The 14,992-nt window shown below is 53.7% G+C and carries 7 protein-coding genes and 8 pseudogenes; 10 read left to right on the top strand and 5 right to left on the bottom strand.

The genetic code is table 11. The annotated features are described in order from the left end of the window. Nucleotides 1–12 precede the first annotated feature (12 nt). The 4 pseudogenes from sseA to ACWWJF_RS18115 form a co-directional block, all read right to left on the bottom strand. Nucleotides 13–752 (bottom strand): annotated as a pseudogene (gene sseA, locus ACWWJF_RS18100) (3-mercaptopyruvate sulfurtransferase); the annotation flags it as partial. A 12-nt stretch (nt 753–764) separates the two neighbouring features. Next, nucleotides 765–1,608 (bottom strand): annotated as a pseudogene (locus tag ACWWJF_RS18105) (IS5 family transposase). Nucleotides 1,609–1,862: 254 nt separating this feature from the next. Beyond that, nucleotides 1,863–3,241, bottom strand: a pseudogene (locus ACWWJF_RS18110) (6-phospho-alpha-glucosidase). Nucleotides 3,242–3,254: 13 nt separating this feature from the next. Next, nucleotides 3,255–4,121 (bottom strand): annotated as a pseudogene (locus tag ACWWJF_RS18115) (PTS transporter subunit EIIC); the annotation flags it as partial. A 116-nt stretch (nt 4,122–4,237) separates the two neighbouring features. Here ACWWJF_RS18115 and ACWWJF_RS18120 point away from each other — a divergent pair. Together ACWWJF_RS18120 and ACWWJF_RS18125 are read left to right on the top strand one after the other, a co-directional pair. Beyond that, nucleotides 4,238–5,071: pseudogene (locus ACWWJF_RS18120) on the top strand (IS4 family transposase); the annotation flags it as partial. A gap of 180 nt (nt 5,072–5,251) precedes the next feature. Beyond that, nucleotides 5,252–5,749 (top strand): annotated as a pseudogene (locus ACWWJF_RS18125) (IS4 family transposase); the annotation flags it as partial. Nucleotides 5,750–5,756: 7 nt separating this feature from the next. Here ACWWJF_RS18125 and ACWWJF_RS18130 read toward each other — a convergent pair. Next, nucleotides 5,757–6,464 (bottom strand): annotated as a pseudogene (locus ACWWJF_RS18130) (PTS transporter subunit EIIC); the annotation flags it as partial. A 182-nt stretch (nt 6,465–6,646) separates the two neighbouring features. On the opposite strand from ACWWJF_RS18130, the pseudogene ACWWJF_RS18135 reads away from it, so the two are divergent. From ACWWJF_RS18135 to ACWWJF_RS18170, 8 genes and pseudogenes are all read left to right on the top strand, one after another. Next, nucleotides 6,647–7,677 (top strand): annotated as a pseudogene (locus ACWWJF_RS18135) (IS630 family transposase). A 320-nt stretch (nt 7,678–7,997) separates the two neighbouring features. Next, entirely contained in the window at nt 7,998–8,429 is a 432-nt protein-coding gene (ndk, locus tag ACWWJF_RS18140; RefSeq protein WP_455870207.1) for a nucleoside-diphosphate kinase, read from the top strand. 191 nt (nt 8,430–8,620) lie between these two features. Beyond that, nucleotides 8,621–9,829, top strand: coding sequence for a bifunctional tRNA (adenosine(37)-C2)-methyltransferase TrmG/ribosomal RNA large subunit methyltransferase RlmN (locus tag ACWWJF_RS18145; protein WP_455871161.1), 1,209 nt, complete (start codon nt 8,621–8,623; stop codon nt 9,827–9,829). 192 nt (nt 9,830–10,021) lie between these two features. After that, complete coding sequence (pilW, locus tag ACWWJF_RS18150) at nt 10,022–10,813, top strand: type IV pilus biogenesis/stability protein PilW (RefSeq protein WP_455870208.1); 792 nt, start codon at nt 10,022–10,024, stop codon at nt 10,811–10,813. Further along, nucleotides 10,803–11,792 carry a cytoskeleton protein RodZ gene (rodZ, locus tag ACWWJF_RS18155; protein ID WP_455870209.1) on the top strand — a complete coding sequence of 330 codons (990 nt, stop codon included), beginning with the start codon at nt 10,803–10,805 and terminating at the stop codon, nt 11,790–11,792. Before pilW ends, rodZ begins: the two co-directional genes overlap by 11 nt. A gap of 40 nt (nt 11,793–11,832) precedes the next feature. Beyond that, nucleotides 11,833–12,954 carry a flavodoxin-dependent (E)-4-hydroxy-3-methylbut-2-enyl-diphosphate synthase gene (ispG, locus tag ACWWJF_RS18160; RefSeq protein ID WP_455870210.1) on the top strand — a complete coding sequence of 374 codons (1,122 nt, stop codon included), beginning with the start codon at nt 11,833–11,835 and terminating at the stop codon, nt 12,952–12,954. Between the two features lie 122 nt (nt 12,955–13,076). Continuing rightward, the gene (gene hisS, locus ACWWJF_RS18165; protein ID WP_455870211.1) at nt 13,077–14,351 is read left to right on the top strand and encodes a histidine--tRNA ligase; all 1,275 of its coding nucleotides are present in this window, start codon (nt 13,077–13,079) and stop codon (nt 14,349–14,351) included. A gap of 13 nt (nt 14,352–14,364) precedes the next feature. Next, nucleotides 14,365–14,985 carry a YfgM family protein gene (locus ACWWJF_RS18170; protein ID WP_455870212.1) on the top strand — a complete coding sequence of 207 codons (621 nt, stop codon included), beginning with the start codon at nt 14,365–14,367 and terminating at the stop codon, nt 14,983–14,985. The last annotated feature ends 7 nt before the right edge of the window (nt 14,986–14,992 follow it).

The raw sequence follows: 14,992 nt of genomic DNA on the forward strand, positions 1-14,992 counted from the left end.
CCTGCGCGGCAATCAGCCTAATGTGATAGGGGTATCATCACGGGCGCCCCATTCGCTCCAGGCACCGTCATACAGCTTGACATTGGACACGCCCAGCTGCGCAAGCGCCAGGATCACCACTACGGCGGTGACGCCAGAGCCGCAACTGGCAACAATCGGCGGCTGAAATCCAGGTCCGCTTTGTGCAGAATCGTCGCCAGCTCAGGGCTGGGTTTCAGGGTGCCCTGTGTCACCAGGTCTCCCCACGGCACGTTCAGGCTGCCGGGAATATGGCCGCGACGCAGGCCGGGGCGCGGTTCATCCACTTCACCGCGAAAACGCGGGGCAGGGCGCGCATCGACGATTTGCGCCGAGCCGTCACGGCTGATCGCCAATATCTGTTCCCGAGAGCGGATCGCGCCTTCGATTAACACGACATTAAAATGTGCTGGCGTGGGGTGTACGTCTCCCTGCTCAATCGGATAACCCTGGGCTTTCCACTCCGCCAGCCCGCCAGAAAGAATCGCCACCTGACGAGCGCCGAAGTGGGTTAGCATCCACCAGGCACGCGGAGTGGAAAACAGGTTACCTTCATCGTAAATTACCAGCGGTTGCTGGTCGCTGATGCCCAATTCACCCATCGCTTTGGCGAACGCTTCTGCGCTGGGCATCATGTGGGGCAATGCGGTGTTGGGATCGGACAGGGTTTCAATATCAAAAAAAACCGCGCTGGGCAGATGCCCCGCACGGTATTCAGCATGGATATCCCGGCTAGGCTGTGTCCCTTAATTACATAACCTCTGGTAAAACAGGCGGATGCAGCCCAGTTTCAACATTGCCAGATAATTCCTCGCCGTTTTGTCGTAACGTGTCGCAATGCGACGGTATTCTTTCAGACGGCCAAAGCACCGCTCAACAACGTTCCGATTGCGGTAGGCGTCACGATCGAGCTTTGAACGACCATCCACCGCCATTTTTTCAGTGGATTTTCGGGGGATGACAGTTTTTATACCTCTTTTTTTCAGCTCGTTACGTAATACATGCCCGGAGTACGCCTTGTCAGCGAGTACCGCATGACCACGGCGTTTCATACTGCCGTTCTGGCGTTGAACACCAATACCGTCCAAAAGACGTAGTGCAAACTGACTTTCATGAGCCTGAGCGGGGCTCAACACGATGTTTAACGGAAGACCACTTCCGTCTGTAGCCATATGGATTTTGGTGCCAAAACCACCTCGAGAGCGACCCAGCCCATTATCTCCGGTGATATCGGGATGTTTTTTTGAGCACCGGCAGCACATTTCAGCGCCCTGATATTGCTACCATCCAGCGCAGTCGCTGACCAGTCCACGAGGCCATGGGCATCAAGTGATGAAAGTAACTTATTAAAAATAATGTTAATGACTCCCGATTTTGACCATCGGTTAAAGCGGTTATAAACGTTTTCCATGGGCCGTATCGCTCAGGTAAATCACGCCATGTGGCACCAGAGCACAGCCCCCAGAACATGCCATTGATAATCATGCGATGCTCAGCCCATGGGCGTCCGGCCTGTGGTGTTGCTGGTTCAACAGGGAGTAAGGGCTGGATGATAGCCCATGCGTCATCGGGAAGGTCGTAGCGAGCCATAGTTCAAAATGATGTAGAAAAAAAAAGTTATTATAACTCATGGGATTAAGGGACACAGCCTAGTTTCACCCGGGGGTAACATGCGCTCATCGATCAGTGTGATGTCATCGGAAGCCAGATGCTCCGCGAGCCAGTCGGCAGAAACAAACGGGAAGAAGAAGCTGACATATAAACCCCACGCATGGGCAGTTCGTGCTGCCCTGAGTGAAACAGTGGTAAATATTGTCAGCCATTTTTCCTTTTCCGACAAGCAGCTATTCGGATTTGCCTGCGTTCACCGCCACGCCGTCACGGTAGGCCTGTTTTAACTGCGGCCAATATTCCTGGTTTGCCGCGATCATCTCATCAAGGATCGCTTTGGCATGCTGCATGGTGGGCACGGTGCGATTGAGCGTAAATGCCTGCAATGCTTTCTCGTAGCTGCCTTCAAGGGTCGCTTCCACCAATAACTGCTCGGATGCCAACTGTTGTTCCAGTAGCGCACGGTGGAACGTCGGCACATTGCCCATGCGAACCGGTTCCGGTCCGTTTGCCGTGATATACGCGGGTACTTCCACCATCGCATCATAGGGTAGATTGGCAATAGCCCCTTTGTTCTCAACGATCACCAGATGGCGCTGGCGCAGGTCGAACGCCAGTGAGCAGGCAACGTCGACAATAAATGCGCCGTGCACGCCAACGTGGAACGCGTCCGGCAAAATCCCGGTTTGTTTGTAGGTCGCGGCGGCGGCAAACAGTTTCTTCTCGGGCCCGTCCATTACTTCGTTGGCGCGAGTGTAGTTAGGGTCCTGGTGCGCGACGATCTCATTAGGCATCAGGTAGTACTGCAAATAAGGGTTCGGCACGTATTCTGGGAAGTGATCCATCACCGGTTTGATATTGCGCCAGGTTTTCACCCAGGATGGATCCGCATGTTGCGGATCGGTGTCTGCGGCATTGGCGGTTAGCAGGCCATAACGGGCGATGTGCTCGCGTAACTCCGGCAAACGATCTTCACCCTCGACCAGTACGCGGGTAAACCAGCCAAAGTGATTTAGGCCGAAGTAATCAACGGTAATTTCCTCGCGTTTTACACCCAGCACTGCGGCGATATTGCGCATCGCAGCCACCGGCATGTCGCAGATATTCAGTACCCGGGCATCAGGGCGCAGGCGGCGGATCCCTTCCGCGACAATGGCCGCCGGATTGGAGTAGTTAACAATCCAGGCATCTTTATGTGCAAAGCGCTCAACCAGATCGATCAGTTCAACCATCGGCAGGATGGTGCGCAAGCCGTAGGCCAATCCACCGGGGCCGCAGGTTTCCTGCCCGACTACGCCGTGACGTAGCGGGATCTTCTCATCCTGCTCGCGCATTTTGTATTGTCTAACGCGCATCTGTGCAAACACAAAATGCGCACCAGAAAACGTCACTTCTGGATCGGTGGTGACACAGAAACGAATGCTGTCGCTGTGATCGCGAATCACCTTTTCGACCACCGGCGCGATGGTGTCCTGACGTTGATTGTCGATGTCGTACAAGCGGATTTCAGCCAGCGGGAAATCCGCCAGGCGCACCATCAGGCTTTTCACGATGCCGGGGTATAGGTACTGCCGCCACCGGCAATGGTCAGGATGAAAGGGGGTTTGGTCATCGTCTGTCTCCTTTTAAAGCGCATTTTCTACGGCTTCACGAACGGTTTTTACATGCAGGCCATACACCACCTGGACATTGTTGCCCTGGCGGATAACGGCTTTGGCGCCAGTGGTTTTCAACTGCTGGTCATCAACCAGCGCTGTGTCTTTCACTGTCACCCGCAATCGGGTGTAGCAGTTGTCGACCACCTCAATATTGGGTTTGCCGCCGAGTCCGGCGATAACAGTGGCACCGTCGGGGAGGTTGCTGCCTTTTTCCTGCGCTTTACTCTGATAGTCGGTTTTGGAGTAGAGTCGCGTCTCTTCTTCATTCGCTTCACGCCCGGGTGTCGGCATGTCGAAGTACAGGATCAGAGTGCGGAACACAAAGAAGTAGATCACCGACATGATCAGACCGACCGCGATGTACATCGGCCAGTTGGATTTGGCGATGCCCAGTGGCAGGTTATACAGTAGAAAATCGATCACGCCGTTAGCGCCAATGGCATGCACGCCAAGCAGCGAGAACAGCACCATTCCTAGCCCGGTCAACACCGCGTGCACCACAAACAGTAACGGCGCGACGAACAGGAAGGAGAACTCCAGCGGCTCGGTGACGCCGAGCAGGAAATAGGTAAAGGCAGCAGGAATCAGGATGGCCTTGGCGGCAATGCGTTTTTCTGGCTTAGCGGTGACATACATCGCTAGTGCCGCTGCGGTCAGGCCTAACATTTTACTGATTCCGCGCGCATCCCAGGCGACGGTTGGACTCAGTTGTGTGACGCTGGGGCAGGCCATTTCAGCGAAATAAATATTACGCGCACCCTGATACAGCTTGCCGCACACATCGGCGGTTCCACCGAGTTCGGTATAAAGGAACGGGGTGTAGACCACCTCGTTATACACAAGTCCGCAACGCATTATATGCCAAGGGTTAGCGAGCTGAAATAGGCAGCCGGTGGGGTTGTAAATGAAGTGAAACCGACGTGTACTATCGCCATTTACGGCGCTGAAAAATGACACGGGATTCAGATGGCTGGGCACACCAAGAACTGGAAGGGGTAAATCTTGGTGACACGAGGCTCAATAAGCGCGCCAAAGGGTTTTTGATACGGCTGGCTGAGAATCCGCAAGCCAGCATTCCGCATGCGTGCCTCGGATGGTCTGAGACGCTGGGTGCTTACCGCTTCATGGAGAACCAAGCATTCGAATGGCGAGACATTCTGCAACCTCACTGGCAGCGTACGCAGGAAAGGATCCGAGAACACGAGGTTGTGCTGTGTATCCAAGACACTACCGAGCTTGACTTCAACGGGCAGCAAATCCAAGGCTTGGGTCCCTTGAACTACGAAGCCAGGCGTGGTCTGTATCTGCATCCGACCTACGCGGTCAGTCCGGATCGCGTGGGGTTGGGCGTACTGGATGCGTGGATGTGGGCAAGAGAGCCGAAGGATGCAGACGGAAAACGCGATGGGATCAAGGAGAGTACGCGCTGGCTCGAGGGATACGAGCGAGTTGCTGAACTCGCCTCGGAGTTGCCAAACACACGTCTGGTGTACTTAGCCGATCGCGAAGCGGATATCAAGGCGTTGATGCAGCTCGCTGATGACCTTGGCACTCCGGCTGACTGGTTGATCCGCTCGACTCATAATCGCAGTCTGGACTGTAATGAGAAGCTTTGGCAGAAGGTTGGAAAGACCGTGCTGGTGGGAGAAATCCAATTCGTTATGGCGGCTCGCGCGGGGCAGAAGGCGCGTACGGTGAAACAGGCGCTGTGCGTGAAGCGAGTGTCGCTGCGTTGCGGGTTGGCAGTGACTTGTGTGATAGCCAAGGAAATTGAGCCGCCAGCAGGCGTGAAGCCATATCGTTATACACATCTTTTGGCCATTTTTTGAACAGGATGCTCAGAACCCCGTGAATTAAGGCATTCAAGCCATCCCATTGGCTTTTTGAGGTTCAAAATGCCACTCTGAGATAAACCCGTAACTCATTGATTAAACAGTGCGTTAGAAAGATGTGTATAACGATATGGCGTGAAGCCGGTCGAGTGGCGGTTGCTGAGCAATCGCGTACCTGAAGGACGAGAAGATATCGTGGAGCTGATCGACTGGTATCGGGCTAGATGGGAAATCGAGATGTTCTTCAATGTGCTGAAGAGCGGCTGCTGTGTCGAAGCGTTACAGTTATCGACCGTGGATCGCATTGAGCGGGCATTGGCGCTGTTCATGATCGTGGCATGGCGCATCGCCTATTTAATGCGTATGGGACGAACCTGTCCAGAGCTGGACGCAATGTTGTTCTTTGATTCCGACGAGACTCATGGAGCTTACCTACTGATGAACAAGCGTATGCCCAAGGGCCGCCCTAAGCTAAACGAAGTATTGCGCTTAGTTGCGCAACTGGGAGGCTTTCTTGCTCGAAAAGGCGACGGTGAACCAGGCGCAAAAACTATCAGGAAAGGCTTGCAGAAAGTCATGACGGCCGCCGAAACGCTACGCGCGCTCAGGCACGAACAGAGATGTGTATAACGAGGTGGGTGTAGACCAGATGATGCAACCCGGTCGGGATCAGAATACGTTCAAGGAAGCCGTAAATCGCTACCCCAAACGGTCCTGCGCCTTTAATCGCAAAGGCCAGTGCGCTAATACCGTGTTGGGCATAGGGCCAGACGGCGCTCATGACAAAGCCGAGCAATATCGCGCTGGGGATGGCCAGAATGGTGACAAAACAGTGGCCTGAGTAGATAGCCATCACGCCGTTAAACTGTTTGCTGGAATAACGGTTAAACAGATAACCGGCAAAGGCACCGATGAGGATACCGGCGAACACGCCCATTTCCAGCACTTGTACGCCCAGCACCATGCCTTGCCCGGCAGGACGCATCTCTGCGGCAGGCACCAGTTTGCCCTGAAGTTGTAGCGTAATGTTCATTGCGTTGATGAAAATGATAAAGGTCACTAACCCGATCAGGGCGGCATAGCCTTTGTCACGCGTGGCAAGGCCAATGGGGATGCCGACGGCAAACACCAGCGCCAGGTTGGCCAGGATGGCAACGGCGGATTTGGCGATCAGTTGACCAAAATTCTGAATAATGGGGTGGTGCAGCAAAGGCAGATATTCGGCAAGGTTGCCGTTACCGAACACATTACCAAACGCGATAAATAACCCGACGATTGGCAGGATCAGCACCGGACCGTACAGCGATTTGCCGAAATTCTGCAGCGCATTAACGGCTCTTTTCATTTTTTGCCCTCTTCGTGGCTATTGTTAAGGGTAACGTCTGTCAGGTGTCACCTGAGAAGGTGTAGCGTACGGGTAAAGACTAAATAACTGTTCCGAATAGTAGATCACCTGAAGGGAACTCAGTCCGAGTTGAGCGATCTGATCAATCGATAAAGATCCCAAATCATCAACCGGACTGAGCGATGTCGAGCATAGCACCGATACCCCGTAACGAACGACGCCTGATGAAGAAAACTCTCCATAAAACGCGTGACAAGAATCACGCCCGCAGGCTGACCGCCATCCTGATGTTGCACCGGGGCGAGCGCGTGAGCGATGTCGCCAGAATGCTTTGCTGCGCCCGTTCGTCAATCGGCAGATGGATTAACTGGCTCACCCTGTACGGCATTGAAGGCCTCAAATCTCTGCGGCCCGGTCGTGGCCGTCGCTGGCCGTTTGAACAGATCTGCGCACTGTTAATCCAGCTCGTAAAGCGTTCCCCTCATGATTTTGGCTATCAGCGTTCGCGCTGGAGCACGGAACTGCTAGCGATAAAAATCAATGAGATAACCGGTTGCCAGTTGCATGCTTCCACGGTGCACCGTTGGCTGCCTTCTGCCGGTCTGGTGTGGCGACGCGCAGCTCCTACGCTGCGTATCCGCGACCCGCATAAGGAAGAAAAAATGGAGGCCATCTCGATGGCGCTGGAACAATGCAGCGCGGAACATCCCGTCTTTTACGAAGACGAAGTGGATATTCATCTGAATCCCAAAATTGGCGCGGACTGGCAGGTTCGCGGGAAGCAGAAACGCATCGTGACGCCGGGCCAGAACGAGAAATATTATCTGGCGGGTGCATTACACAGCGGGACGGGAAAAGTCAGCTATGTTGGAGGAAACAGTAAAATTTCATGTTTTTTATCAGTATGTTATATCATCTGAGAGCAACGTACAGACGGGCAAAAACGCTCACGCTGATAGTTGATAACTACATTATTCACAAAAGCCGGGAGACGCAGCGCTGGCTGGAAGAAAACCCGAAATTCAGGGTTATTTATCAGCCGGTGTACTCACCATGGGTAAATCATGTAGAGCGGTTATGGCAGGCGTTGCATGAAACCATTACCCGCAATCATCAATGCTGTTCAATGTGGCAGTTACTGAACAAGGTTCGCCGCTTCATGGAAACCGTCAGCCCGTTTCTCAGTGGAAAACATGGACAGGCAAAAGTGTAGCGGTATTAGGAACAGCTATTTAGCATTGAATTGCGCGGTGAATCTGGTTATCTTATTGTTTTAAAAACAAATTACCCAAAAGGTAACAAATTACTCTGGGAACTGTGATCGCACAGCGATTGCCATGACGCGGGTATTTGCCCACCCGTGTGGCTATGTGTGCAATGACGAGACAAAAAGATACGATTTTTTTAAGAAAATGTTATATAAGCCGATAGGCAAGGGAATGTTGCCACCCTATAATCGGCGCCACTTTCACTGACTGGTATGATAATTCTTTTCATCCGGTCGTTATTAGTGTGTGACATAATGAGGTCAATATGACGGTAGAACGTACCTTTTCCATCGTAAAACCCAATGCCGTAGCCAAGAATGCCATCGGTGCTATTTATGCGCGTTTTGAAAGCGCCGGATTCACGCTGGTGGCTGCCAAAATGGTGCAATTAACCCGTGCGCAGGCGGAAGGTTTCTATGCCGAGCACCAAGGCAAGCCGTTTTTTGATGGCCTGGTGGATTTCATGACCTCTGGCCCGATCATGGTGCAGGTGTTGGAAGGGGAAAACGCCATTCAGCGCAACCGTGAAATCATGGGCGCGACGAATCCGGCGAATGCGCTGGCAGGTACACTGCGCGCTGACTACGCAGACACTTTTACCGAAAATGCGGTACACGGCTCCGATTCTCCGGAATCTGCTGCACGTGAGATCGCTTATTTCTTCAGTGCTGAAGAGATCTGCCCGCGCCTGCGTTAATCCGGTGCGGCGGTTTTTCTCGCATCAAGCGTAAAAAAACGCGACGGCGGTAGCATCGCTGTTTTAAACTTTGTACAATGCCGCGCCCCCGATGAGCACGCACTGTTTGTCCGGGGCGTTTCTTATTCATATTATCGTCATCTGTCGCGCCACAACGTGTAATAACGAGGCCAAGAGTTACCATTATGAGCATGTCCCAATCTCCGTCTTTAGCGGAAAGCACCACCCTGTCTGCCGCCACCTGTTCCTCCACTGCTACCGATGCTGCACCTGTCGTGAAAACCGACGGCGAAAAGATCAATCTGTTGGATTTGAATCGCCAGCAAATGCGCGCTTTTTTTGCCTCAATTGGTGAAAAGCCTTTCCGCGCTGATCAGGTGATGAAGTGGATGTATCTCTACTGTAGCGATGATTTCGCCGAAATGACGGACATCAACAAGGTGCTGCGTCAGAAGTTACAGCAGATCGCCGAGATCCGTGCGCCGGAAGTGGTCGCTGAACAACGTTCTTCTGATGGCACCATCAAATGGGCGATACTGGTCGGTGGGCAACGGGTCGAAACCGTGTACATCCCGGAAGAAGATCGTGCCACGCTCTGCGTATCCTCGCAGGTGGGCTGCGCCCTTGAATGCAAGTTTTGTTCGACCGCGCAGCAGGGGTTCAACCGCAACCTGCGCGTATCGGAAATTATTGGCCAGGTGTGGCGTGCCGCGAAAATCATCGGTGCTCAGAAAGTCACCGGTCAGCGCCCAATCACTAACGTGGTGATGATGGGCATGGGTGAGCCGTTGCTGAACTTGAACAACGTGGTGCCCGCCATGGAGATCATGCTGGATGATTTCGGTTTTGGTTTATCCAAACGCCGCGTGACGCTTTCTACCTCTGGTGTAGTACCGGCGCTGGATAAATTGGGTGATATGATCGATGTTGCTTTGGCGATATCGCTGCACGCGCCGACGGATGATATCCGTAATGAAATCATGCCCATCAACAAAAAGTATGACATCGCGACCTTTTTAGCCGCTGTGCGTCGCTATCTGGAGAAATCCAATGCCAATCAGGGGCGCGTTACGGTGGAATACGTGCTGCTGGATCACATCAATGATGGCACCGAACATGCGCATCAGCTTGCCGAGTGTTTAAAAGATACCCCCTGCAAGATTAACCTGATTCCCTGGAACCCGTTCCCGGGGGCGTCCTATGGTCGCAGTTCCAAAAGCCGCGTAGATCGTTTCTCCAAGGTGCTAATGGAGTATGGTTTTACCACCATTGTGCGTAAGACGCGCGGTGACGATATTGATGCGGCGTGTGGTCAATTGGCTGGCGAAGTGGTCGATCGTACCAAGCGTACGCTGCGCACCAAACGCGCGGGTGAACCAATTCAGGTTAAAGCGGTCTAATGTGACTTAATGTGCTTGGCGAAATGGCATTTGGCATCGAATCAGGGTGCTAAACGCCTTTCATCGGCATATGATGGCGTCCGCGTAGCTAGCATGTATTGGCTGAATACGTGCTGGTGTTTACCGCGTTAGCGACAATGCGGGATGCGACAGCGAGCGGACAGGGAATCCGTTTTTTAGCGGAGGGTCAGGATGACACCTCGTATTCAGCAAGATTATGTACAACGTCAAGAGTATGTACAGCGTCGTGTTTTATTCGCGCTCGGCATCGTAGTGCCACTGTTGAGTGGGTGTGCCAAGGTGCAGCGCCCGTCGGCGACCGAAGCGTTGGTCACTACGCGGTTGCAACTGGGTATGGCATACCTGAAACGAGACGATCTTGACGCGGCGCGGCGCAACTTGTCGAGTGCCGTTGAGGCCGCTCCACTCGATTACCGTACCCAACTGGGTATGGCGTTGTACGAACAGCGCATTGACGAATACGGTGCGGCAGAACGGCGTTATCAAACCGCGTTGCGTCAGGCACCGGAAAATGCCAGCGTAATGAATAATTACGGTGCGTTTCTCTGTAGTTTAGGGCAGTATGTAGCGGCGCAGAAACAGTTCAGCACTGCGGCGCAACACCCTGATTATCGAGAAATTGCGCAGGCTTTGGAAAACGCGGGATACTGCCATTTCAAAGCGGGAAAATGTGATGAGGCACGCACATTGTTAGTTCGGGCGCTACACTATGACCCGACAAAAGGCGACAGGGTGCTCAGTGAAGTGGGGCATCGACTGACTGCCCAACACTTTAACGAAGCCAGGCGCCTTTTGGATATTTATCACCATAGCCTTCCAGCCAGCGCTGAGAGTCTGTGGTTAGAGATTCGTTTCGCCGCGTTGGCGGGCCGTGATGATGAGCGTAACTATCATGGCGACAGGCTGGCGCGAAGTTTTCCACACTCTAAACAGTACCAGCAGTTCTTAGCTAATGAATACTGAAGCCACTCTAGAAAATACCACCCCTGCCACTCCTGGCGAGCGTCTGCGTCAGGCGCGTGAGCATATGGGATTGACACAGCAAACTGTCGCTGAACGTTTATGCCTCAAAGTGACCACCGTGCGAGAGATCGAAGAGGGCAGCACCTCTCCTGATTTAGCAACTACCTTTTTGCGCGGTTATATCCGCTCTTATGCCAAGCTGGTGCATTTGCCGGAAAGCGAACTGCTGCCTGCGTTGGATAAACACGTGGTGCCGAGAATCGCCAACGTGGCGTCAATGCAAGGCTTTGCCTTAGGAAAAAGCCGTAAGAAACGCGATGGCTGGTTGATGACTTTTACCTGGCTGGTGGTGCTTACCGTGCTAGGGTTAACCGGTGCCTGGTGGTGGCAGAATTATCAGGTGCAGCAGCAAGAGATCAGTTCTATGATCGATCATGCTGCGGCTAACACGCCGGAAGAGGCTGATAGTCAAACGGCGGTTCCGTTCGCCACGACCGGCTCACAGGCTATCGATTTGACGCAGATTGCGCCGGCCGCGCCGGAAGGTGCAAACACCACCGCGAATTCAGCGTCGGTGAATTCGTCTGCTGCAAATGCAGCAACGACTACGGGTGCGCCGGTGACGCCAGCGCATGCGGGTAATGGGCATCAGCCTGTTGCACCGGTTACCACGCCCCCTTCTACTGCTACAGAGCCCGCTGCTTCACAGAGCGCAACGCCTGTCAGTGACAACGGCAATACCATTGCCATGACCTTCAGCGCCGATTGCTGGCTGGAAGTGATCGATGCGGCAGGCAAAAAACTCTACAGCGGCGTGCAGCGCAGCGGCAGTGTGTTAAACCTGAGCGGTCAGGCGCCTTATCGCTTGAAGATCGGCGCACCGGCAGCAGTGCAAATTCAGTATCAAGGTAAACCGGTGGATTTGAGCCGGTTTGTAAGAAGCAACCAGATTGCTCGTCTGACGCTGGCAGCGGAGTAATTTCCGGTGCCGGTGATGCTGTAAATGTGGAGAAGAAGTAATGCATAACCCTGCACCCATCGTCCGTCGCAAATCAACGCGCATTTACGTCGGCAAGGTGCCTGTTGGTGACGGCGCGCCGATTGCCGTGCAGTCGATGACTAACACCCGAACCACCGATGTGGACGCCACAGTAAAACAGATCAAGTCCCTTGAACGGGTTGGCGTGGATATTGTTCGCGTCTCCGTGCCTACCATGGACGCAGCGGAAGCGTTTAAGCTGATCAAACAGCAGGTTAACGTTCCGCTGGTGGCCGATATCCACTTTGACTACCGTATCGCGCTGAAAGTGGCGGAATACGGCGTGGACTGCCTGCGTATCAATCCCGGCAATATCGGCAACGAAGAGCGTATTCGCTCGGTGGTCGATTGCGCGCGCGATAAAAACATTCCGATTCGCATCGGGGTCAACGGCGGTTCTCTGGAAAATGATCTTCAGGAAAAATACGGTGAACCCACGCCGGAAGCGCTGTTGGAATCTGCAATGCGTCACGTTGACATCCTCGATCGCCTCAACTTCGATCATTTCAAGGTGAGTGTGAAAGCGTCGGATGTGTTTCTGGCCGTGCAATCTTACCGTTTACTGGCGGCGCGTATCGATCAGCCGCTGCATCTGGGGATTACAGAAGCGGGCGGCGCACGCAGCGGTGCGGTCAAATCGGCTATCGGCCTAGGGCTGCTGCTGTCGGAAGGCATTGGCGACACGCTGCGTATTTCGCTGGCGGCCGATCCGGTTGAAGAAGTCAAAGTCGGCTTTGATATCCTGAAATCGCTGCGTATTCGCGCGCGTGGTATCAATTTCATCGCTTGCCCTACCTGCTCTCGCCAGGAATTCGATGTTATCGGCACGGTCAACGCGCTGGAACAGCGTCTGGAAGATATCATTACGCCGATGGACGTTTCCATTATAGGTTGCGTGGTCAACGGGCCGGGCGAAGCGCTGGTCTCAACGCTGGGCGTGACCGGCGGTAACAAGAAAAGCGGCTTTTATGAAGATGGCGTGCGCCAGAGAGAGCGCTTTGACAACGACGACATGATTGACCAACTGGAAGCGAAAATTCGCGCCAAAGCGGCTATGCTGGATGAAAATAAACGCATCACGGTCAATGTGGTGGACAAATAATCAGCCTCGCATCGTCAGTGACTGTTAAACCCGGCGGTGGCTTTAACTTTGAACAGAGCACATTGAACCCCCTATAATCGGGTCCATTGGAAAAACGATTTTAAAACGCATAGAGAACTGACGTGGCAAAAAATATCCAAGCCATACGCGGCATGAATGATTATCTGCCTGCTGAAACGGCCTTATGGCAGCGTATCGAAGATAGCCTGAAAAAAGTACTCCGCAGTTACGGTTACAGTGAAATCCGTCTGCCCATCGTTGAGCAGACGCCGTTGTTTAAACGGGCGATTGGCGAAGTGACCGATGTGGTTGAAAAAGAGATGTACACCTTTGACGACCGTAACGGCGATAGCCTCTCACTGCGCCCGGAAGGGACCGCAGGCTGCGTACGTGCCGGTATTGAACACGGTATCCTTTATAATCAGGAACAGCGCCTGTGGTATATGGGGCCGATGTTCCGTCACGAACGTCCGCAAAAAGGGCGCTACCGTCAATTCCATCAGTTAGGCTGTGAAGTGTTTGGTCTGCAAGGACCGGATATCGATGCCGAACTGATCCTGCTCAGTGCGCGCTGGTGGCGCGAACTGGGTATCGCCGAACACGTGGCGCTGGAACTGAACTCCATCGGTTCGTTGGAAGCGCGGGCGCGCTACCGTGATGCGTTGATCGCGTTTCTGGAACAACACAAAGATCAGTTGGATGAAGATTGCTTGCGTCGCATGTACACCAACCCGCTGCGCGTATTGGATTCCAAAAACGCGCAGGTGCAGGCACTTCTCAATGATGCGCCGGTGTTGACGGACTATCTGGATGACGAATCTCGCCAACACTTTGAGCAACTGGGTGAACTTTTAACGCAAGCGGGTATCCCATTTACGGTGAATCCGCGGTTGGTGCGCGGTCTGGATTATTACAACCGCACGGTGTTCGAGTGGGTCACCACCAGTCTGGGTTCGCAGGGCACGGTGTGCGCGGGCGGCCGTTATGACGGCATGGTAGAACAGCTCGGTGGGCATGCCACACCTGCTGTCGGTTTTGCCATGGGGCTGGAGCGTTTGGTGCTGTTAGTGCAGTCGGTTAACCCTGATTTCACCGCACTGCCTGGCGTTGAGGTGTATCTGATTTCCTCTGGCGTTGGCACGCAGTCAGCGGCCATGCAACTGGCTGAAACACTGCGTGATGCGCTGCCTGAGCTGAAACTGATGACCAACTATGGCGGCGGAAATTTCAAGAAACAGTTTGCTCGCGCGGATAAATGGGGCGCTCGTATTGCGCTGGTGCTGGGCGAGAACGAAGTGGCTTCCGGTCAGGTAGTGGTGAAAAATCTGAGCAGCGGCGAGCAGGATACATTGGCGCAGGCGGACGTTGCCGCGCGTCTGGCAACGTTACTGGGTTGAGGAGAGAGACACCGTGGAAGTCTATACCACTGAGAATGAGCAAGTTGATGCGTTGTGCCGCTTTTTGATTGAAAACGGTAAAGCGTTGGTGGTGGGGATTGTGCTCGGTATCGGTGCCCTGGTCGGGTGGCGTTACTGGCAGAATCATCAGTCTGAAGGGGCCATGTCTTCCTCGTTGGCTTACCAGCAGGCCAGTGAAGCATTGGCGAAAGGTGATGCGGCGGGCGTTTCGGCGGCGGAAAAATTCTCGGCTGAGAATAAGAGCAGCTATGGCGTGTTGTCTTCCTTGCAACTGGCGCGCTATCACGCCGATAAAGGGGAGTTCGCTCAGGCGGAAACCCAATTGCGCACAGCGTTGACGCAAACCAAAGATGTCGATCTGCAAGCATTGACCGCGCTGCGTTTGGCGCGCGTTCAGGTGCAGCAGGGTAAAGCCGATGACGCATTGAAAACGCTGGATACCATCACACAGGCGGGATGGGCTGCCATGGTGGCTGATGTGCGCGGCGATGCCTTGGTGAGCAAAGGCGATAATGCGGCTGCACGTGCGGCATACGATAAAGGGGTGGCGGCGAATCCGCCACAGGCATTGCAGGCGTTTCTGCGTATGAAATTAAATAATCTGCCGGGCTAAGAGGAAC

Source organism: Symbiopectobacterium sp. Eva_TO, from assembly GCF_053848865.1.

What these genes read in the sequence shown, in the direction of transcription:
- ndk (WP_455870207.1), top strand. Translation starts at nt 7,998, where the DNA reads ATGACGGTAGAACGTACCTTTTCCATCGTAAAACCCAATGCCGTAGCC.
- ACWWJF_RS18145 (WP_455871161.1), top strand. Translation starts at nt 8,621, where the DNA reads ATGTCCCAATCTCCGTCTTTAGCGGAAAGCACCACCCTGTCTGCCGCC.
- pilW (WP_455870208.1), top strand. Translation starts at nt 10,022, where the DNA reads ATGACACCTCGTATTCAGCAAGATTATGTACAACGTCAAGAGTATGTA.
- rodZ (WP_455870209.1), top strand. Translation starts at nt 10,803, where the DNA reads ATGAATACTGAAGCCACTCTAGAAAATACCACCCCTGCCACTCCTGGC.
- ispG (WP_455870210.1), top strand. Translation starts at nt 11,833, where the DNA reads ATGCATAACCCTGCACCCATCGTCCGTCGCAAATCAACGCGCATTTAC.